We start from the raw sequence: 19,101 nt of genomic DNA, 5'->3' as shown, positions 1-19,101 counted from the left end.
CCGGTATCACTGTCTGCATAACGCCGGCTGCGCCGGATACCTCCGCCATGACGACTCCCGAGTTCGACCCGATAATCCGTCCAAGAAGTCCGGTTGCCCTACTGCGGAACCCGACTGTTCGCAGTCCCGATCCACCCGACTGCGCATGTCAAACAGACTATGGCCTCCCCACTGGTGGGGGCCTTGACCATCGTGATGTGCGCCGGAAGGGTTGTTGCTCAATGGATCTCGAGAGCTGCGGCCTGCGCTCTGCCGGGCTTGCGCCGCACGAGGACTACCTGTTTGCCGACTTCTCTGACCGTTCCGTCGGCGAGTTCGATCGTGGGCGGGCAGCCGAATTCGATCCACGCGGACGGGGTTCCGAGGCGGGGGTCTTCGGCAGCCACGGATTCGTCGATCTCGAAGCCTTGCCTGAGGTGCGCGGGCAAGGCGTGCGTCTCCACGGTGGTGTTGGAGAAGATATCGACCTCGCCCAGGTATGCCTTCGCGGTGTCCATCAAGCCGGTCGCGAGGTTCTTGTCCGGGTATTCGGTTCGCTTGGCGTGGAATTCTTCGCGCAGATGCCACGCGTAGATCTGGCCTGCGCCGTCCGGGCGGAGCTCGCAATCGATGAAGCCCGCGATGCTGTGGTCCTCGGTTTCGGCGACGAAGATCGTTCGGGTGCCTGCGCCGCGGGCGATCTGTTCGAGGAGCTTTTCGTAGTCTGCTGGCTTGCGGCGCGCCATGTCGGAGTAGAGCTTGGGAATCCATGTCTCGCTGTCGGGGAGCGAGGCCAGCGAGATGCGGATACCTTCCAGCAGTGTGTGGGTCATGCCGGGGATGTCCGCTGGTGTCGCTTCGCGTATCCGGAGCGTCCGTCCGTCGCCCGTGGCGATCACCGACACGTTTCCAGCCAGTCTGCCGATCATGGGTTCATCATCGGCGCAGTCCGGTGCCGGGTGCACAGCGTGCCGACTGCCCAGCAGTGGTGATACCGCCGAATTCGCTGTTTGTAGTCTGTCGTAATGGCGCAACCGGCACCTTTGCAGCCAACCCGTTCTCAACTCATGCCCGATCCGCTTCGGCGATCCGCACGGACGCTCAAGCAGACCTGGCCCTATGCTGTGGCGGCGGTGGGGAGTTCGATTCTGTTCTTCATGATGTTCCAGCCGTGGATGCGAGCCTCGGGGTGGGACGGCATGGCCACTGTCAACGCATTCGGTCGTATCACGCGCACGAGCAGTCATTTGAATCTCTGGTCGCAGGCGGCGCCGCCGGGCACCAAGGTCAACGGTGTTTGGGCGATCTTCGCCACCATTGCGATTCTCGTCGTCGTCTTCGCGGCAATTCAGGCGATTGTGCACGGCAGTGACGCAGCTGGCACGGTCACCGCTGTCGCGGCAGTAGTTCTCGCGGTGCTCGTGCTGGTCGATGTGCTGAACCTCGACAACAGCATCCCCAAGGTGCAGGCTTCGCTGGGCATGGGCAAGGATCTTGGCCCACAGATAGGGCTGGTGCTCAATGCGCTCAGGGGCAAAGGCTCCTATCCCTGGCCGGGAGAAGCGGTGTCGCTGCACCCGGCCGGGCTGACGTCGTGGGCGTTCGCCGCGATCGCTGTCGCTTTCGTCTCTGCCGCATTGGCGGTGACCCGGGCGTGGCAGGGCGGTCTGCGCGAGATCGTCGCTTTCGTCAGCAAGCTCGCCTGACCGTGATTCGATTCCCGAAGAAGCGATGACTCGATATGCAGAATTCGACCATTTTCAACAACAGGGACTTCCTGTTGTTGTGGTCAGGCAATGCGGCGTCGAGTATCGGCTTGAATGGTGTTCGGCTCGCCTATCCGTTGTTGGCGCTGATTTTGACCGATTCACCGTTCGCGGCAAGTTGGGTCGCATTCGCGATCACGGTGCCGAGCTTGATCTTCGAGGTGCCCGCGGGGATAGCGTCGGACTACTGGGATCGCCGGCGGACTCTGGTGATGTGCCAGCAGCTGGGGTTGGTCGCAACGTTGGTGGCGGCAGTTGTGGTTATTACGCGACCGCCCGGTCTGCCACTGTTTCTGACCCTTGCGGCATTCGTCGAAGGAACGGCGTACGTTTTCTTCAGCACCAGTGAACTGGGCCTGGTTCGCGACGTGGTCGCAGTGGACGAGCGTCCTGCGGCGTTTGCGTTTCTCGAGGCCGAGCAACCGATCGCGAACATGGTGGGCCGCACGCTCGGTGCCGCGACCCTCGGCATTGCCCGCAGCCTGCCCTTCCTTGCCAACGCTACGTCTTATCTGTACTGCCTGTGGACCTTGTCCAGGATGCGGAGCACGGCTGGGGAGAGTCCGAACACCATGGGCCGCAAGGCTGTTCGGGTGTGGGATTGGAACCACGCTTGGGCCGGTGTGAGAACCATCTGGGCCGAACCGTTCGTGCGACGGTCCACGATCATCATGGCGTTGACGAATGTGATATTTCAGATCTTCATCTTGCTGATCACGGTGGAGGTCAGAGACAGCGGCCACTCGGCCTGGGAAGTCGGTGTGGTGCTGGGCGCTACCGGTCTGGGCGGGCTGCTCGGTGTCGTGCCTGCGGCCGGGCTGGCCAGGCGTTTCAGCCCCCGGGTCCTGGTCACGGTCATGGTGTGGGCGTGGGCATTGCTGTGCGTACCGTTGGTGGCCAGCGCGCACCCGGTGGTGCTCGGACTGTGCTGGTTGGGTGTCGGCTTCGCCGCGCCGATCGGGAACGTTTCCCTGACCCTTCATCGGGTGCATGCCTTCCCGGAGGAACTCATAGGCCGGGTCTATGGAGCCATCAAGCTCATTGCCAATGGCGGCGCGGTTCTCGGCTCGCTGTGCGCGGGAACTCTTTTGTCGATGCTCGGCGTCTCGACGACCGGATGGGCGCTGGTCGCCGGGATGGTTCTGCTGGCGCGCACCGCGCGCCGGCTCCCGGAGCCGGGGATACCGGCTGCCGAGATCGAGCCGTCCGTCGCGCCACACCGCACGAACTGGATCGCCCAGCTCTCCCGCAACGATCCGACGAGCCCGGAAAGCTGGTGAGGCACGGTATGTCGTTCGGGCGGCGAAGCTTGCTTCCTGGCGCCGCTGCGTTCTGGCCGGGGGCTGATGGTATTTCGGTCCGGGACCGCCGGATCCTCATCGCCGTCTCCGGTACGGGGTAGGGCGTTGCGGGTTCGGCACGGTGGGGCTGTGCGCAGTCTCGACGTGTGAGCAGCCCCAGTGGCGCGGCGGGGGCGAGGTCTTCGGGCCGTCCGGTGTGTCCAGGGTGATCATCGGACCCGAGGTCAGACTGAGGGTCCTCGGAGTGGGCTGAATCTGAATGGTGAGCCTGCTGTCGCGGATCGTGAGGTCGCCGATCGTCGTTTCGTCCCGGAAAACCGTTGGGCAGCATCGGGTCCGGGCGCGGCCCCGGGCTCGGACCATCGAGTCCGGTGTGCCCGTCCAACAGGCCTTGGAGGAAACCGGCAGAACCGGTGACGAAGATCCATGCCCGTCGGGTCAAGAGTTGGCTCAGGGATTGAACCAGGACATTGTCGTTGGTTTCTTTGGCTGGCAGTCTCGGTCCGGAAATGGTACGGCCCTCGCGTGTCCGGTGCCGCCGATCGATTCAGGTAGAACTGGGTGCGGCCGGGGGTCGGGTTGCGCCGTGAGGCTCGCCGCCACGCTGTTGCTCATGTTCGGGCCGCAGGGGTCGGTCCCGTCGAGGTGGTAGCGCAGCGCGTCCGCAGGTGAATAGCCCTGCGCCGCACAAGAAAACGGGCAGCTGAGCAGCACCGTGTCGGCTCGTGTGATCTGCTGGCCGCCATAACCGTGGGATTCGGCGGGCACCGGGAGCGATGTCCTCGGGTATCGCCATGTTGGCGGCGATATCGGCCCACCGAGGGTTCATCGGCTTCCCTTGCGATGCGCGCGGCCGGTTCGGCTGTGAGCATCGTGTTCATCACACCACCGTCGGTCAGGGCATTGTCGACCGAGATGGCGGGGTATTCGTCGGGCCCGGCCGCGGGGCATGATCGTCGGGCATTTTGGGCCCGACGGCGCGACATAGCGGTGTGCGACGTAGATGGCCTTGCTTGCGAACCCGAAAGCGGGTGTTCGGGTCTACGAGTGATCGAACGGGGCACAAGATGCCGCCGCTGGTCTGCACGCACAAGCAAGGCGACTTCATCGGCGCAGACGACTCGAATACGAGCCTCTACCAGTAGCCACTACTCCCTGATAGGGCTCGGCTGAGGGGCAACGTCCTGTGCGAGCGGTTCGATCACGAAGTAGTACGCCGGTTCTGCGTATCGGGCGTCGGGGACTTGGTGGAGAGTTTCAGCCAGATCGGAGACGATGCGGGCCAGTGCCTGGACTGCCTCGGCTTCTTCCGGGGCTTCGGACCACGTTGTCATCATTGGCCTTTCGTGAGGGCGGTGGGGATGGTGAGGTGATGGGTGGTGCGGCGTTGGTAGGCGTCTCCGGCACGCAGGACCAGGGATTCGTCGAAGTATTTGCCGGTGATGGACATCGAGAGCGGCGTGTTCGTGCTGGACAGACCGATCGGGAGGGCGAGGGTCGGGTACCCGAGCGGGTTCCAGTACGCAGTGTGCAGGGAGGCGAGCACGTTCAACGGCTGGAGTTGGTCGATGGTGTCCAGGCGTGGGGCGCCGAGGTGGCCGGTGGGGGTGACGATCAGGTCCACGCGGTCGAGCAGGTCGGCTGCCTGATTCCGGGCGATCCGCCGAACTCGTTGTGCCTGAACGTAATCCGCGGCAGTGACGGCTCCGCCGGCGGCGAGGATGATGCGGGTGCCGCGGCCGTAGTCGGTCCATCGCTCGCGCAGGTCGCGGCGGTGATAGGCGTGTGCCTCGGCGAGCATGACCACGATGTCGATGGCGACCACTTCGGGATACATCGGGATCTCGACCGGGACGATGGTCGCGCCGGCCGCGCGGAGCTCATCGAGGGCGGCGGTGAACCGTGCCGGCTGCTCGCGATCGATGCCTGCCGTGGCGTAGCGGTCGAGATTGTCCACGCCGATGGTGATGCCGTGCAGATCGCCGGTCAGCGCTGCCGGATAGTCCTGAGTCGGCGCCGGGGCGCTGTAGGGGTCGCAGGGGTCGTGGCCCGCCAGGACGGAGAGCAGCAGCGCGCAGTCGGCGGCGGTGCGGGCCATCGGGCCAACGTGGTCCAGGGTGTAGCCCAGTGGTACAACACCGGATTTGGGGACACGGCCGAATGTCGGCTTCAGACCGGTGATTGCGTTGAACGCAGCCGGGATCCGGATACTGCCGGCGGTGTCGGTGCCCACCGCGCCCAGGAACATTCCCGCCGCGACGCCGCTGCCCGAGCCCGAGCTCGACCCACCTGCCCAGCAGTCCAGGTCCCAGGGGGTGCGCGGGACCGGAAATGGCTTGTCCGGGTCGGGGATTCCGACTGCGAACTCCATGGTCGTGGTCTTACCCATGACGATGCCACCGGCGGCTTCGAGCCGGTCGACAGCGACAGCGTGCCCGACCGAATCCGCCCAGGCGGGATCGAGGACGAGGCTCTGGGCGGTGGTCGGGCCGTGCGGGTGGGCCAGAATGTCCTTGATTCCCAGCGGGATTCCATCCAGCGGTGATAGCGGTGCGCCCGCCGCGATCTTGGCGTCGACGCGTTCGGCGTGTTCTCGGGCCCGGTCGTCGAATCGGGTGAGGAACACACCGACCTCACCGTCGTGGCGGTCGGCATTGGCGATGGCCTGTTCGACCAATTCCGTGGCGCTGATCTCGCCATTGCGCAAGGCTGCGACGGCGTCGGTAAGGCTGTGCATGGTTGGGGCGACGGTGCTCACTTCGGCTCCTGGAAACGTCCGCCGGTCAGGGTGCCGGTCACATCGATGCGCACGACCCGGTCGATGCGCAATTGGAAGTCGCTGCACCAGGTTCCGAGTGCATAGTCGACGATCTCGCCGTCACGGTTGCGAATCGACTGCTCCAGCAGCATGACGGGCTCTCCCGGCATCACATGCAACAGGGTGGCCGCGTAGTCATCGGCGCGTGCGGCCTGCATGCCGATGTCGAAGGTGTCGATGGCGACGCCGCTGTGATGCAGCAGCGAATAGAAGTCGTCGACGAACGCGACCCGGTCGATACGGGCCGCCTCGGGTGAGCGCACGTAATTGGTGAAGATCGCCAGTGGGCGATCATCGAGCAGGAGCACGTATTCGATGCACAGGCAGTCGTCGCCGGGGCGCACTCCGGTGAGCCGATCGCTGATCACCTCCGGCGCCGGAATCCATGCCCAATGCAGCAGCCTCGGCGAGATCCGGCCGAGTGCCAGATGCTGCTCGAGGGAACACCCGGCGGGTGGAAGTGCGCCGGTCACAATGTATTCCGATCGGATCGGCAGCGTGCCCATCCCCCGGCGGCGCTCGATCAATCCGGCCCGCCGTAACAGGTCCAGTGCTTCGCGGACCACGTCGCGCGGCGCCTGGTATTCGGCCATGAGCTCGGGTTCGGCCGGTAGCCTGCCGCCGTCGAAGGCCCCAGCACGCAGGGCGGCGCGCAGGGCATCGTGGAGGCGGCGGGCCAGCAGCTGCGATGCGGAGGGAATCACCTCGCGCAGCTGGTCGCGAAACCTCGACTGCCCGTTGTGGAAATCGTCCTTGCCGCCGCGCAGGGATAGTTGTGTTCTGAACTGCATGGCCGAAGTGTGCGCCGGGGCGGTATTACGCGTCAACGAATTCGGTTAACGTTCAGTTACGCGGTCGGCGCAGCATCGCTCACGCTCGTGAGCTGGCCTTTCGCGCACCGGCATTACAAGTTTCGCGGTTTGCGCGGACACGGGCGGTCGCCGGAGCTTTTGTCGAAGGACATTTCGCGGGTATTCACCCACCGATTCCTGAGGGAGGCAGGCTGTGTTGAGGATTCCCCGGTGTCGTGTTTTGCCAGTGGTTGGTTGCCGGGATCGCTTCTGTGTTCCGCACGGGGCTGGCTCTTTCAGTCCTCGATCGCGGTCGGTGGCCTCGCCGCCATCGCCTCGCGGACGATCCGGTCGACCGCCTCGGCGGTCCTGGCCGGGTCGGCCTCGGGATTGGGTGCACAGAGGCGCACGGCCGTGTAGGGCAACTCCCCGATCAGCAGTGCCGGGCGTTCGCGGTCGGCCCGGCTGCGGTCGGTAGCCCGGCCGGTCGCCCAGATTCCGCACGGCCTCGCTCAGTCGGGACTGCCGGGCCGTGGCCGCCTCGCGGGCTTCGGCGCTCCATTGTGCGGATCCGACGGACTCCGGTCCGGCGAGCAGGACCGCCGTGTCCGTCGGGACGGCGTAGTGGTGGGTCGGTGAGGTGATGGGCAGCCTCTGTGGCAGCCCGCTGATCGGCTTCCCATGCCGCGGGGAACCCGTTCTGGAAGCGATCGACGGTGGGCAGCCATCGCCTTACCAGCAGTGCAGCCGGGGTCGGGGACAGTGGTAGTGGACCGATCCGTGGTCAATCCTGTGGCGGCAGCCCGATGAGTTTGCAATAGGCGTCGGCGATCGACGCGGGATCGAGCGAGCCGTCCTGGTGATACCAGCGATGACTTTCGCCGACCATGTTCAGGATCGCGAAGGTCACGACCGAGGACGGCGCGTCGGGAAGCTGCCCGAGCGCCTGGACCTTTTCGACGACATCGCGAACGGTTGCGACGAATTCGCGCTCATGCAGTTGCACTTGCTCGGCTACCGTCGGTTCCAGCCATCGCTGTTCGCTGCGGTAGACGGCGAAGGTGAGGTGGTTCGCGATCACGGCGTAGGTGAATCGGGTGATGATCGCGCGCAGTTGGGTGACCGGATCACTGCCTGCGGCCATGCCGTCGTGCAGCGCGGTGGTCATGTCTCGATCCACCTGTAATGCGATCTCGCGCAACAGGTCAGCCTTCGAACCGACATAGTGATAGATGGAGGGCTGGCTGAGGTTGAGCTGGGCCGCGATCTCCTTGGTGGTTCCCTTGCTGTATCCGCGGGAGGAGAAGACGGTCGCGGCGCCGTCGAGGATGCGCCGCCGCTTGTCTTCCCAAGCCGACTCCCCCACGGCCGGCGGTGACGCAGCCACGTGTAGGCCTCCCACGGTAGTTCCTCGGACGTCGAACGTTTCAGCTTAGCCCGGGCTGAGAACCCGGGAGTTCAGCGGATCGGTGTGCCCGGCGTCAATTCCCGCTCACGCGTCGGCCACCATCGTGCGCAGTGCCTGCAGATCTATCTTGTTCGCGGCCGTCTTCGGTAGTCGTTCCACTACTCGGATGTCGCGGGGTTGCTTGTAGTGCGCCAGATTCGCCGCGCAATACTGCGCCAGCGCCGTTTCGTCCAGGACTGCGCCGGGGTCGGTGACGATGAACGAGACCGGGCGCTCGCCACGCCGGTCGTCGGGGACGCCTACCGTGGCGACCTGCGTGATTCCTGGATACCGGCACAGGGTTTCATCGATTTCGCGGGGGTAGACATTGAATCCGCCGACGATGATCATGTCCTTCTTGCGATCGACAATGAACAGGTAGCCGTCTTCATCGAGGTAGCCGATATCTCCGGTATTGAGCCAGCCGTCGACGAAGGCCCCATCTGCGTGCGCTGGGTCGTGGTATCCGATGGTCATATGAGGAGCTCGCACCCGTATCTCACCGGCCTGGCCGGCGGCCGCGAACCGGTTGGGATCGTCGAGATCGACGACCCGGACCTCGACCGAGACGGCGGGCAGGCCGACCGAACCCGGTCGCGAGGGTGTGCCCCACCGATTGCAGGCGATCGGGGCGAGCTCGGTCATTCCGAATGCTTCACGGATTTCCACGCCGGTTCGGCCCAGCCAGCGATCGTGCAGTGCGGCAGAGAATCTCGACCCGCCGCCGGGACAGATGCGCAGAGTGGAAAGGTTGGTGCGGTTGGTGTGCTCGCTCGACAGCAGGCCGGCGTAGATCTCGGCCGGACCGCCGCCGAAGACGGTGACGCCGTGATCGCGGATCGCCACCGCCACCGCATCGGGTTTGAATCCCTGACAGATCACCACCGTCGCCTGGCCGTAGACCGGGTTGAGGATGCCCATCAGCAACCCCCAGATATGAAACGATGGAGCGACATTCAGCCATACTTCGGCGCGCAGCCGGGTCGGCCAGCACGCCTCCATGCCGGCGACGGTGAGCATCAAGGTGCGGTGGGTGTGATCGACACCTTTGGGCACGCCGGTGGTGCCGCCGGTGAACATCATGGTCGCGAGCCGGTCCGGCGGGGGCAGTTGGTCCTCGGCAATGGTGAGTGTCGTGTCGTGGCACCAGGATTCGAGCCTCAGCTCGTCGCGGCCGACCAGAAGGAGCTCGAGGCCGAGCGAGGCGGCCACGGCGGCGGGCATATCGGCGGCCGCGGCCCAAGCGACGACGAGGGTCGCCTCGGATCGTTGGAGCAGAAGCCGCAATTCGCGAGCGGTGAAGTTCGGATTCATCAGGGCCACCTGCGCACCGGCCAGCCAGGCCGCGAAGGTCGCGACCGACAGTTCGGGGCTGTTCGGCATGACGATCGCGACGGGGCGTCCGGCGGTGACCTTCTCGGAGAGCAGGCGCGCCAAACCCACCGCCGACCTGCCCAGTTCCGTGTACGACAACGTTCGGTCGCCGCACACGATCGCGGTCGTATCGGGTGCGGCGAGCATGGCCCGGCGCAGGCATTCGACCATACTGGCGGACGGCTCTCGTTCCGGGCCGGCCGTCATCTCCTCGGTAGTCACAGCGGCCACCACAACCTCCAGTAAAGCGGATACAAAATTTTGTCGGCGTTCTTGCGGGATGATCAATCGGCAATGTGTGCGGCAGAAAGCGTGACCTGCCGAATCGAGTCGGACCGGATTCGTGCCAGCGCCGCGTCGTACTCGGCGGCGAGCGCGGATACGACCTCGGCGACCGTTTCCGGTCCACGTACTGCGCCGACACCTTCACCGGCCGACCAGACGTCGCGCCACGCCTTGGAATCGGCGATCGCGCCCGAGAAGTCGATGCCGGTCGCGCCACCGGTCACCGACGTATGCCGGCTCAGGCTCTCGGTGAGCCAATTTGCGGCGACACCGGTCACGCTGTTGGAGGTGGTGATGTCGGCGATCGTCGCGTCGATCACCATGCGACGGTGTCCCTCGGCCGCGCGGCTCTCCGAGGTCGCGAGCAGCCGCGTGCCGAGGGTGACGACGTCGGCGCCGAGGATTCCCATGGCGAGAATGCCCGCGCCCGAACACACCGCGCCCCCGGCGATCAGTGGTCCGTCCCAGAATTCGCGGATCGCGGTGATCAGCGAGAAGGGGCTGTACCTGCCGGTGTGACCGCCTGCTCCCGAGCACACAGCGACGAGGCCGTCGGCACCGGCGGCGATGGCGCGGCGGGCTTGTTCGGGGGTGCTGATATCAGCGAACACCATCCCGCCCCAGCGATGGACCGCCGCCAGTGCACGCTGCGGAGTCCCGAGCGCGGTGATCACCAGTGCCGGTGCGGCATGGTGCAGGAGAGCGAGCTCGGTGTCGAGGCGGTCATAGGTGCGGTGCACGATGAGATTGACCCCCCACGCGCCTGCCTCGGCACCGCTGGTGATGCCGTCGAGCATGGCGCCCAGATCGTCGATGGTGCGCGCGTTGGCGGCGGGGAATGTGCCGATGATCCCGGAACGTGCTGCGGCGGTGACCATGTCGGTTCCCGAAACCAGGAACATGGGAGCCGCCATGACCGGGATCCGCAGCGATCCGACGAGCTCGGCGAATTTCTGTCGATTCCTCGATGTCATTGCACCACACTGTTTTCTGCTCGATGGGACGTGTCGATGGCGCTGCGGGCTCGGCGTACGAGATGTGGAGCGTCGATCGCCAGCACGGCTGTCGGCCGACCGTCCCGGGTCCAGGTCACCGACACCCCGGAGCGGGTATCGGTGCGGGTCTCGGCGGTATCGGTACGGTCGTGGCGACCGAGGTAGTGCAGGCTGTGGCCGAGCTGGTGTGACCAGAAGTAGGGCAGCGGGTCGTAGGATTCGGTGGCGCCGAGGATATTGCGGGCCGCCACCTGTGCCGACTCGGCCGCGTGATGCCAATGCTCGAGATGCAGATCGCATCCGTATCGGGATGAGCGCCAGGTGACCGCGTCGCCGGCGGCGTAGACGCCGGGGAGGCTGGTGCGCAGGTATTGGTCTGCGGTGATGAACCCGCCCGCATCGAGGTCGACTCGTGAGCCGTCGAGCCACGATGTCGCAGGTGATCCGCCGACCGCGGCGAGCACCAGGTCGGCGGGTCGAACGCTGGAATCGCTCAGTAGCACTCCGGCGGAGGTGGTTTCGAGGGCCCGGACCCCGGTCATCAGCTCGATACCGCACTCGTCGTACCATCCGCGGATCTGGTCGAGGACCGAGTCCGGGACCACGGGCAGCGCCGGCCCGAATTCGGGGCTGACGACAGTCACCTGGCACCCGGCGGCAGCGGCCGCCGTCGCGACCTCTGCTCCGATCAGGCCCGCGCCCACGATGAGGACGCTCCGATCCGCAGTCAGTTCGGCGCGCAGTGCGAGGGCGTCGTCGAGGGTTCGCAGGACGCGTGCCTGCGGAGCGCCGGGGCCGCTCGGTAGCTGCCGGGCGGTCAGACCGGGCGCCAGCACGGCGGCGTCGAAGGGGATTTTCCCTGCCGTGGTGAGGATTTCGCCGGGCGCGAGTCCGACCGCGACGGTCTGGGTGCGCAGTTGGACGTTGAGACCGTGGAGGCCGGGGCTCAGTGTCGGCCGACCCGTCGTTCCCGACAACAGTTCCTTCGACAGCGGTGGTCGATCGTAGGGCTCGGCGGATTCCTGAGTGATCAGCGTGAGCCGACCCTGGAAGCCGTTCGAGCGCAGCGTCACGGCTGCGGTGTGCCCGGCCAGACCGCCTCCGACGACGACCACTCGGTCCGGGCGCGCGGTCATGGCTTGTCCTGTCGGCCCGGGCGTCGGGCCGGTCGCCGCCCGCGTACTTCGAGTCCGCCGTCGCTGGGAAAGACTGCGCCGGTGATGAATCCGGTGTCGTCGGGGCAGGCCAGCGCGACATAGAGGCCGGCGTGCTGTTCCGGGTCGCTGACGAATCCCAGGGGGATCGTTGTGGCGATGCTGTCGAGCAGTCGTGTTTCCTCGCGCAGGCGGCGGTCGCCGCCGAGTCCTGCCACGCCGGTCAGGCCGGTGCGGGTGGCGCCGGGAGCGATGGCGTTGACGCGTACGTCAGGCGCGAATTCGTAGGCGAGCTGGCGGACGAGTCCCACCACTGCGTGCTTGGATGCCACATAGAGTGCGCCGCCACCGCCGGCGTAGGACCCGCTCGAGGAGCTGGTGAGGATGATCGAGCCCCGGCTCTCGCGCAGTGCGGCGCTCGCGGCCCGGACCCCGAGCAGGTAGCCCAGTACATTGGTGGCGAAGAGCTCGTGGAAAGCACCTGGCAGCTGCGTGATCTGCAGGTCGTCGAGCTTGGCGCCGAAGTCGTAGACCCCGACGTTGCCGACGTAGACATCGAGTTGCCCGAACGTGTCGAGCCCGCATTCGGTTGCCGTGAGATGCGTGGCGGGATCACGGACATCGCCGATGACGGCGGCGACCCGGCCGGGATGCGCGTGCTCGATCGCTGTCGCGAGCCGCTTGTCGCGTTCCAGTACAACGACTTTCGCGCCTTCGTGCACGTAGCGCTCGACCACGGCGCGTCCGATGCCGTCACCGCCGCCGGTGACCAGGGCGACGCGTCCTTCCAGTCGGCCCATCACAAGCGTCCCATCAGAAGAAGGTGTTGATGTTCTTGGCGGGCAGCGTCGCGTGGCTGAGCACCACTGTCCGCGCCGCGATGCGCAAGTGGCCGTCGACGCGTCGCACGCGGTCGACCCGCCTGCCGTAAAGGACCGCGGAGTCGATGCTGCCCTGGCCGCGGTAGTTCACGAAGACCGACCGCACCGTCAATTCGCTTGGGATGTCGCACAATTCGATTTCGATATTGGAGATGACATGCAGGTGCCGGGTGGCGGGATCTTCGGCCCAGGCCGTCGGTGCGGTGAAGCGGTCGACCCGGTGTCGGAGGTCGGCGATGGTGTCGTCGAAGTAGGCCATGCGGTGTGGTGCGTGGGTGCCGGAGCGGTCGTGGCGGCTGCGGTTCTCGATGCCGGGCACCCAGTAGGTCGCGTCCTCGGTGAACAGTGCCAGCCATTCGCGGTAGCGTTCTTCGTCGAGGAGTCGCGCTTCCCGCGCCGAGAATGCCATGACCTCGAGATAGAGGTCGGTGTCGAGGTGTTCGACCGGTTTCGGGTCAGCGGTCGGTGTCATCGCGGGGCCCTTTGTCCAGGAGTTCGTCCCAGTCGGTCGCGTTCAGCATCTTCGACCACTGGCGGTAGAACGCTCGTTGATTGGCGTCGTTGATCTGCCCGCGGTAGACATGGCCGGGCAGTTCGGGGTGATCGACTCGGCTGTGCAGGCCCAGTCCGTAGTGCAGCGGCTGCTGACGGGTGACGAATCCGCGATTGCTGTGTGTCGATCCTTCCCAGTTCTCGCCGTCGTCCATTTCGAAGACACCGGACGGGGAGAAGGTCAGCATTGCGCCTTTTTTCCAGGCGTCTTTGACCTCTTGCGGCGCATTGCGATTGACCAGGACCCAGGTCCGCAGTTCGGTTTTGTGGGGGCCGAGGGGCTGCCAGGTGCGGAAGGTGTTCTGTCCGGGCAGGAACGAGAAGTTGGGGAAGATAGTGGCCGAGCTGACCGAGCCCACCATCTTCGCCCGGGTCGGTCCGAGCCGGGCCTCGAACGCGGCTCGCTGCTCGCGCAGGTAGTTCACGATGCGTTTGTCGCCGAGGGTGGTCGCGTTGCCGACACCGTCGAGGTTGAATTCCCAGCAGTGGCCGTTGACGTTGACGTGGTAGCTCTCGTTGGCCTCGTCACCGAGTGTGGCCACTGGTCCGCCGAGCATCGCTTCGGCGCCCGAGGCGTGCGTCCATCCGGCGTGCAGGGCGTCACCGGCGAAGTTCTCGGCGGCGATCTTCCAGTTGCAGCCCAGGATCGAGGAGATGCAGCCGCCGGCGAATTCGGTTCCGCCGGGGTCGTTGTCGAGCATGACGTCCAGATAGAACGTGAAGTCGCCGAGGAATTCGGTGAGCGGGGGTGCGCTGGGGTCGAAGGTCGCGAACAGCAGGCCCTTGTAGCCCTCGACCTGGGCCACCGGGGTCAAGCCCACCCGGGATCGATCGAAGCCGGGTTCGCGGTCGTAGGCGCCCGATTCGTGCATGCCGCGCAGCGCCCCGTCCAGGCCGAAGGACCAGCCGTGGTAGTTGCAGACGAATCCTCGGGCGACCCCGACCTCGGCCGAGCAGACGCGGTTGCCGCGGTGCGGGCAGCTGTTGAGGAACGCCCCCACCCGGCCGTCGCGGTTGCGGACGACGATCACTTCGTCCTCACCGATCCTGGTGGTGAGGAACGAGCCAGCCTGCGGGAGTTGGCTTTCGTGCGCGATGAACACCCAGGCGCGGGCGAAGATCCGCTCGAGTTCGAGCTGGTAGATCTGCTCGGACCAGAAGATGTCGCGGGGCAGCCAGCCCTGGTTCAACAGGTGCGGGTCGAGGCCCGCTGATACCGATTCACTCATAGTTCGTCACTTCCCTTGCGGTCGGTCGTGCGCACGTAGATCTGGCCGTCGTCGACCGATACCGCGTAGGTGGCCAAGGCTTGGGTGGCTGGAAAACACAGTGGGCGACCGGTGCGGATATCGAATTCGGCCCAGTGCACCGGGCACACGATCGTGTGGCCTTCCAGTTCGCCCTCCGACAGCGAGGCGGTGGCGTGGGTGCAGGTGTCGGCGGTCACGTAGATCTCGCCGTCGACGCGGTAGATCAGCAGTGGCGGCCATCCGTGCGGAGTCACGCGCACCATGTCGCGGCCGTCGAGCAGATCGATCGGCCCGAGATGGCACGCGGCCGATGTACCGGTGGTCATGACCGGATCCGCTCCTGGATCCGGGTCGGGACCAGTTCGGCGAAGCCGAGACCGGTAATCCATTCCGGCACTGCTTCGTAGGCGATGACATTGCCGGTGCATGGGCCGAGTGCGGCCATGGCGGCGACGAAGTTGCGGATTTCGAGGCCTCCGTTGCCGCCGTGTTCGAGGATGTACTCGTCGCTGAACGAGACGAGGGTCTCCACGTCGCCGGCAACCACGAGATCCAGGATCATGCGATCGAACGTCTCGTTCACCCGGCCCATGTCGCTGGTGCCGACCCAGTGGCTGATGCCGCCGCTGCCGATGACGACCACCCGCTCGTCGTCGTCCCAGCTCTGCACGGCCGCTTTCAGGTTCTGCCCGATCTGCTCGGCCCGCCGCAGCGGCAGCAGCGGCTCGACGCCGCAGGCCAGATAGATCGGCACCACCGCAAGCTCCGCGTCGGCGCCGATGCGGAAGTACGGGATCGCGATCGAATGGTCGACGGTCAGCGAATCGGCTACCGCCCAATCGATTCCGGTTCGATGCCCGTGACTGACCAGATGACGCGCCAAGGCTTGGTTGTCCGGAAGTCGTCGCTTGCGCATGCCCGGAAGACGTTCCATCGGACCCTCGAGGTCCCCGCTGCCGATCAGCGCCTGCGGCAGGCAACCGGGGCCGAACAGCAGATAGTGGTCGGTGCCGATGATGATCAGCGTGGTGGCGGCGAGATCGGCCACCCGCCTTGCCACTTCGGCGTACGCGTCGGCGATCCGGTCCCGGACCGCCACGGGCGGCGCCTGGGGATCGGTAAGGACCATCGGGTCGTGCGGCACGAGGAAGCCGCCTACCAGCTCAGCCATTCGTAGGGTCCTTCCGAATCGAGAGGGTGTGGCTGCCGTGGAGTTCGGCCAGATAGCCGGACAGGCTGCGATCACCGAAGGTCATCCACAGCCCCCACAGCAACATGGGGTTCGCGCCGCGGTCTCGCAGCGCCGGGAGGTCGATGCCGGCCACGGCCGCGCGCTCGTGCGGGTCGAGCCGGTACCTGTCGAGGAATCCGGTGGCATCGCAGACGAAGCTGTCGCGCGCCTGTCTGACCGCGACGATGTCATAGAGCGCCTTGTCCAATCCCGGTCGGCTCATCGCAACCTGCCCAGGAAATCGCGTACCTCGCACAGGAATTCGTCACGCCGTTCCAGCTGCACCCAGTGGCCGCACCGCGAGAACACCTTCAGGTCGGCGTTCGGGATGTTCTTGGCGGCGCGCCAGGCCAGCTCGACCGGGATGACGCGGTCCTCGCGCCCGTGCAGGACGAGTGTCGGTTGGGTGATGGTGCGCAGCGACTGCTCCGGCACGCCGTTGACCGGCGTGCCTTCGGGACCGGGTTCGGGAATCAGGCGCCGGTAGGCGTCCTGCGCGCCGGGGCGGGCGCTGGCCTCGTACCGCTGCGCGACCATGCCGTCGGTGACCAGGGCGGGGTCGTGTGCGAATATGCGCAGGATCCGGCGCATTTCGGCTTCGTCGGGTTCGTAGTGCCAGCCGGATCGCAGACCTTCGGTCATCTCGAAAGTGCCCACCGGGGTGCCGAGCAGGACGAGCCCGTCGACTCGCTGCGGGTGCTTGAGCGCTGCGGCCAGCGACAGGCCGCCACCGAAACTGTTGCCCAGCAGGGTCGCCGAAGCCAGCTCGAGCGCGTCGAGCAACTCGACGAGTTGGCGCACCCAGAGCTTGATCCCGTAGGCGGTGTCCGCGGGTCCGATCGAGGCGCCGAAGCCGGCGATATCGGGTGCGATCACATGGAAGTCGCGGGCGAGCTCGGGGATCAGGGCGGACCAGTTCGCCTCCGCCGAGACCCCCGGGCCGGAACCGTGCAGCAACACGAGGGGTCGCCCGGATCCCGCGGTGAGGACCTTGGTCGGAATTCCACCGGCCTCGACCACGCGTGTTCGCGTGACGTGACGGTCGGTAGCGCTTTGTGGCATGTACGCGACCCCTTCCACTCGTTCGATTGATCGATTGATCGATCGAACGATAGATCCGGACGGTGTGGGGCGTCAAGAGGTGGGGGAACCCTCAGTGAGGGTTGGGCAGCATCCGTTGCGCCAGAATCGATTCCACGCCGATCGCGGCGGCGCGTACCGGACGGGCGTGTTCGCCGGGGCGAAACCGCGAGGTGGGACCGGTTACCGAGATCGCGGCCAGGGGTCGCTCGTCGGGGCTGAGAATGGGGGCCGCGATGCAGGCGATGCCGGCCGAGGACTCTTCGTATTCGAAGGCGACGCCCTCTTCTCGGACGCGGTGGAGCTGGGCTCGCAGCAGGCCCGGTCCGACGATGGTGCGTGGTGTGCGCCGGACCAGGCGGCCGGACAGGATGCGGTCGATGGTCGCGGGTTCACAGTATGCGAGCAGAACTCGTCCGATCGCCGTGCAGTACAGCGGCATTCGGCCACCGATCCGGGACGGCGCGGGCACCTGACGATGCCCGCCGATCTTGCTGATGTAGACGATCTCGTCGCCGTCGGGCAAGCCGAGGTGCACGGTCTCTCCGGTGCGCGTGTACAGGTCCTGCATGAACGGGACGGCGACTTCGAGCAGCGTGCGCTCGACGCGGGCGCGCAAGCCGAGTTCGAATAGCCCGCGCCCCAGGCTGTATCCCGGCGGTGACGGGGTGAGCAGGCGCGCGGCGACCAGGTCCTGGCACATCCGGTGCACGGTCGCCTTCGGCAGGCCGGTCCGCCGCGCCAGCTCGGACAGCCCGACGGCCTGATCCTCGACCTCGAACGCGTCGAGGATCAACACGATGCGCCCGAGTACCGAACGGGGGTCAAGGCTCGAAGTCATGGGAATGCCTCATTTCCTGCGACCGGTCCACTGACCGGACCGGATTTACTGCGCGGGCCGCTACGGCCGAGGTGGACTGATCGCCGCCCTCACAGTACGACACCAAGGAGGTTGTCGTGTCATTAGTTGTCCGGTCCGGCGCAGCACCGGTCGACGAGTCGATCGTCGACAGCGCGGCGCGACGCCTGGCCCAAGCCGCCACGACCCGCCGGCCCTGCGCGCCCTTGCGCGATCTGATCGACCCGGGCGACGTGCACGTCGCCTACCGAATCCAGCAGCGCTTCAATGCCATCCGCGTCGGCGCCGGAGCCGAGGTGATCGGCCGCAAGATCGGTGCGACCTCGGCGGCCGTGCAGCGGCAACTCGGCGTGGACCAGCCCGATTTCGGAGTCCTGTTTTCCGACATGGCCTTCGGTCACCGCGGCGAGATTGCGATGGCGCGGCTGCTGCAGCCGCGGGCGGAGGCCGAGATCGCCTTCCTGCTGGCCGAGGATCTCACCGACGGGCCCCTCGATGATGCTCAGTGCCGCCTGGCGGTCGGCGCGGCGGTCGCCGCGCTGGAGATCGTCGACAGTCGAATCATCGACTGGGACATCTCATTTGCCGACACCGTCGCCGATAACGCGTCCAGTGGCGTGTTCGTGCTGGGCGAGGAGCGTGTCACCCTCGAGCAGCTGGAACCGGCCGCGGTGACCATGAGCATGGAGATCGACGGTGAGGTGGTCTCGACCGGAACCGGAGCGGCGTGCCTGGGCGACCCGTTGCACGCGCTGTCGTGGCTCGCGCGGCAGGCCCGGGCCTTCGGGGATCCGCTGCGGGCCGGGCAAGTGATCCTCTCGGGCGCGCTGGGGCCGATGCGGCCGGTCCACGCGGGCGCGGTCGTCGATGTGCGCATCCACGGACTCGGCCACGTGTCGGCGTCCTTCTTGTGAAAGGTAGTCCCGTGAACGACAACACTGTTCGCACCAAGGCCGCGATCATCGGGTCCGGGAACATCGGAACCGATCTGATGGTCAAGATCCTGCGGCACTCCCGGTTCCTCGAGCTCGCCGCGATGGTCGGCATCGATCCTGAGTCCGACGGGCTCGCGCGGGCTGCCGCCCTGCATGTCCCGACGACCCACGAGGGCGTCGAAGGGCTGCTGCGCATGCCCGGCTTCGACGAGATCGACATCGTCTTCGACGCGACATCAGCGAAAGCGCACGAGCACAACCACACTCGGCTCGCGCCCCTGGGCAAACGCATGATCGATCTGACCCCGGCCGCGATCGGGCCGTTCGTCGTGCCCGCGGTCAACGCCGACGATCACCTCGACGCCCCGAACATGAACATGGTGACCTGTGGTGGCCAGGCCAC

General features: G+C 66.4%; 18 protein-coding genes and 1 pseudogene. 4 read left to right on the top strand and 15 right to left on the bottom strand.

Features of this window, described 5'->3' with window-relative positions; genetic code table 11:
* Nucleotides 1-218 precede the first annotated feature (218 nt).
* Nucleotides 219-908: a GNAT family N-acetyltransferase gene (locus ACYVKL_RS37030; RefSeq protein WP_379172384.1), complete on the bottom strand. Its 690-nt coding sequence runs from the start codon at nt 906-908 to the stop codon at nt 219-221.
* Nucleotides 909-1,004: 96 nt separating this feature from the next.
* On the opposite strand from ACYVKL_RS37030, the gene ACYVKL_RS37025 reads away from it, so the two are divergent.
* Nucleotides 1,005-1,685, top strand: a complete 681-nt coding sequence (locus ACYVKL_RS37025; RefSeq protein ID WP_379172382.1) for a hypothetical protein — start codon at nt 1,005-1,007, stop codon at nt 1,683-1,685.
* 35 nt (nt 1,686-1,720) lie between these two features.
* Complete coding sequence (locus ACYVKL_RS37020) at nt 1,721-3,025, top strand: MFS transporter (protein WP_379172380.1); 1,305 nt, start codon at nt 1,721-1,723, stop codon at nt 3,023-3,025.
* Nucleotides 3,026-4,379: 1,354 nt separating this feature from the next.
* On the opposite strand, the gene ACYVKL_RS37015 is transcribed toward ACYVKL_RS37020, so the two are convergent.
* From ACYVKL_RS37015 to ACYVKL_RS36950, 14 genes are all read right to left on the bottom strand, one after another.
* Nucleotides 4,380-5,804 carry an amidase gene (locus ACYVKL_RS37015; protein WP_379172377.1) on the bottom strand — a complete coding sequence of 475 codons (1,425 nt, stop codon included), beginning with the start codon at nt 5,802-5,804 and terminating at the stop codon, nt 4,380-4,382.
* Complete coding sequence (locus tag ACYVKL_RS37010) at nt 5,801-6,655, bottom strand: GntR family transcriptional regulator (protein ID WP_379172375.1); 855 nt, start codon at nt 6,653-6,655, stop codon at nt 5,801-5,803. The genes ACYVKL_RS37015 and ACYVKL_RS37010 overlap by 4 nt, the downstream gene beginning before the upstream one ends.
* A gap of 784 nt (nt 6,656-7,439) precedes the next feature.
* Complete coding sequence (locus tag ACYVKL_RS37005) at nt 7,440-8,042, bottom strand: TetR/AcrR family transcriptional regulator (RefSeq protein ID WP_379172373.1); 603 nt, start codon at nt 8,040-8,042, stop codon at nt 7,440-7,442.
* Nucleotides 8,043-8,147: 105 nt separating this feature from the next.
* Entirely contained in the window at nt 8,148-9,707 is a 1,560-nt protein-coding gene (locus tag ACYVKL_RS37000; RefSeq protein WP_379172371.1) for a class I adenylate-forming enzyme family protein, read from the bottom strand.
* A gap of 53 nt (nt 9,708-9,760) precedes the next feature.
* Nucleotides 9,761-10,735 carry an NAD(P)H-dependent flavin oxidoreductase gene (locus ACYVKL_RS36995; RefSeq protein ID WP_379172369.1) on the bottom strand — a complete coding sequence of 325 codons (975 nt, stop codon included), beginning with the start codon at nt 10,733-10,735 and terminating at the stop codon, nt 9,761-9,763.
* Nucleotides 10,732-11,892 carry an NAD(P)/FAD-dependent oxidoreductase gene (locus ACYVKL_RS36990; RefSeq protein ID WP_379172367.1) on the bottom strand — a complete coding sequence of 387 codons (1,161 nt, stop codon included), beginning with the start codon at nt 11,890-11,892 and terminating at the stop codon, nt 10,732-10,734. Before ACYVKL_RS36990 ends, ACYVKL_RS36995 begins: the two co-directional genes overlap by 4 nt.
* Nucleotides 11,889-12,710 (bottom strand): SDR family NAD(P)-dependent oxidoreductase, encoded by an 822-nt coding sequence (locus tag ACYVKL_RS36985; RefSeq protein ID WP_379172365.1) that lies wholly within the window; start codon nt 12,708-12,710, stop codon nt 11,889-11,891. Before ACYVKL_RS36985 ends, ACYVKL_RS36990 begins: the two co-directional genes overlap by 4 nt.
* A gap of 13 nt (nt 12,711-12,723) precedes the next feature.
* Nucleotides 12,724-13,263, bottom strand: coding sequence for a 3-phenylpropionate/cinnamic acid dioxygenase subunit beta (locus ACYVKL_RS36980; protein ID WP_379172363.1), 540 nt, complete (start codon nt 13,261-13,263; stop codon nt 12,724-12,726).
* Nucleotides 13,247-14,572 carry an aromatic ring-hydroxylating oxygenase subunit alpha gene (locus ACYVKL_RS36975; RefSeq protein WP_379172361.1) on the bottom strand — a complete coding sequence of 442 codons (1,326 nt, stop codon included), beginning with the start codon at nt 14,570-14,572 and terminating at the stop codon, nt 13,247-13,249. The genes ACYVKL_RS36980 and ACYVKL_RS36975 overlap by 17 nt, the downstream gene beginning before the upstream one ends.
* Nucleotides 14,569-14,919 (bottom strand): non-heme iron oxygenase ferredoxin subunit, encoded by a 351-nt coding sequence (locus ACYVKL_RS36970; protein ID WP_379172359.1) that lies wholly within the window; start codon nt 14,917-14,919, stop codon nt 14,569-14,571. The genes ACYVKL_RS36975 and ACYVKL_RS36970 overlap by 4 nt, the downstream gene beginning before the upstream one ends.
* Complete coding sequence (locus ACYVKL_RS36965) at nt 14,916-15,764, bottom strand: DODA-type extradiol aromatic ring-opening family dioxygenase (protein ID WP_379172357.1); 849 nt, start codon at nt 15,762-15,764, stop codon at nt 14,916-14,918. Before ACYVKL_RS36965 ends, ACYVKL_RS36970 begins: the two co-directional genes overlap by 4 nt.
* On the bottom strand, nt 15,757-16,047 hold the full coding sequence (locus ACYVKL_RS36960) for a hypothetical protein (protein WP_379172354.1): 291 nt from the start codon (nt 16,045-16,047) through the stop codon (nt 15,757-15,759). The genes ACYVKL_RS36965 and ACYVKL_RS36960 overlap by 8 nt, the downstream gene beginning before the upstream one ends.
* Entirely contained in the window at nt 16,044-16,886 is an 843-nt protein-coding gene (locus ACYVKL_RS36955) for an alpha/beta fold hydrolase (RefSeq protein WP_379172352.1), read from the bottom strand. The genes ACYVKL_RS36960 and ACYVKL_RS36955 overlap by 4 nt, the downstream gene beginning before the upstream one ends.
* Nucleotides 16,887-16,977: 91 nt before the next feature.
* The gene (locus ACYVKL_RS36950) at nt 16,978-17,745 is read right to left on the bottom strand and encodes an IclR family transcriptional regulator (RefSeq protein WP_379172350.1); all 768 of its coding nucleotides are present in this window, start codon (nt 17,743-17,745) and stop codon (nt 16,978-16,980) included.
* Between the two features lie 116 nt (nt 17,746-17,861).
* On the opposite strand from ACYVKL_RS36950, the gene ACYVKL_RS36945 reads away from it, so the two are divergent.
* Both ACYVKL_RS36945 and ACYVKL_RS36940 read left to right on the top strand, forming a co-directional pair.
* Nucleotides 17,862-18,677 carry a 2-keto-4-pentenoate hydratase gene (locus ACYVKL_RS36945; protein ID WP_379172348.1) on the top strand — a complete coding sequence of 272 codons (816 nt, stop codon included), beginning with the start codon at nt 17,862-17,864 and terminating at the stop codon, nt 18,675-18,677.
* Between the two features lie 77 nt (nt 18,678-18,754).
* Nucleotides 18,755-19,101 (top strand): annotated as a pseudogene (locus ACYVKL_RS36940) (acetaldehyde dehydrogenase (acetylating)); the annotation flags it as partial.

The organism is Nocardia tengchongensis, assembly GCF_054781395.1.
This window is presented reverse-complemented; position numbering and strand designations above follow the sequence as displayed.

Excerpts from the sequence above, each read along its gene's own strand:
- ACYVKL_RS37020 (WP_379172380.1), top strand. The coding sequence starts at position 1,721 with ATGCAGAATTCGACCATTTTCAACAACAGGGACTTCCTGTTGTTGTGG.
- ACYVKL_RS36975 (WP_379172361.1), bottom strand. The coding sequence starts at position 14,572 with ATGAGTGAATCGGTATCAGCGGGCCTCGACCCGCACCTGTTGAACCAG.
- ACYVKL_RS36960 (WP_379172354.1), bottom strand. The coding sequence starts at position 16,047 with ATGAGCCGACCGGGATTGGACAAGGCGCTCTATGACATCGTCGCGGTC.
- ACYVKL_RS36985 (WP_379172365.1), bottom strand. The coding sequence starts at position 12,710 with ATGGGCCGACTGGAAGGACGCGTCGCCCTGGTCACCGGCGGCGGTGAC.
- ACYVKL_RS36980 (WP_379172363.1), bottom strand. The coding sequence starts at position 13,263 with ATGACACCGACCGCTGACCCGAAACCGGTCGAACACCTCGACACCGAC.
- ACYVKL_RS36990 (WP_379172367.1), bottom strand. The coding sequence starts at position 11,892 with ATGACCGCGCGCCCGGACCGAGTGGTCGTCGTCGGAGGCGGTCTGGCC.
- ACYVKL_RS36995 (WP_379172369.1), bottom strand. The coding sequence starts at position 10,735 with ATGACATCGAGGAATCGACAGAAATTCGCCGAGCTCGTCGGATCGCTG.
- ACYVKL_RS37010 (WP_379172375.1), bottom strand. The coding sequence starts at position 6,655 with ATGCAGTTCAGAACACAACTATCCCTGCGCGGCGGCAAGGACGATTTC.
- ACYVKL_RS36965 (WP_379172357.1), bottom strand. The coding sequence starts at position 15,764 with ATGGCTGAGCTGGTAGGCGGCTTCCTCGTGCCGCACGACCCGATGGTC.
- ACYVKL_RS36955 (WP_379172352.1), bottom strand. The coding sequence starts at position 16,886 with ATGCCACAAAGCGCTACCGACCGTCACGTCACGCGAACACGCGTGGTC.
- ACYVKL_RS36950 (WP_379172350.1), bottom strand. The coding sequence starts at position 17,745 with ATGACTTCGAGCCTTGACCCCCGTTCGGTACTCGGGCGCATCGTGTTG.
- ACYVKL_RS37030 (WP_379172384.1), bottom strand. The coding sequence starts at position 908 with ATGATCGGCAGACTGGCTGGAAACGTGTCGGTGATCGCCACGGGCGAC.
- ACYVKL_RS36970 (WP_379172359.1), bottom strand. The coding sequence starts at position 14,919 with ATGACCACCGGTACATCGGCCGCGTGCCATCTCGGGCCGATCGATCTG.
- ACYVKL_RS37025 (WP_379172382.1), top strand. The coding sequence starts at position 1,005 with ATGGCGCAACCGGCACCTTTGCAGCCAACCCGTTCTCAACTCATGCCC.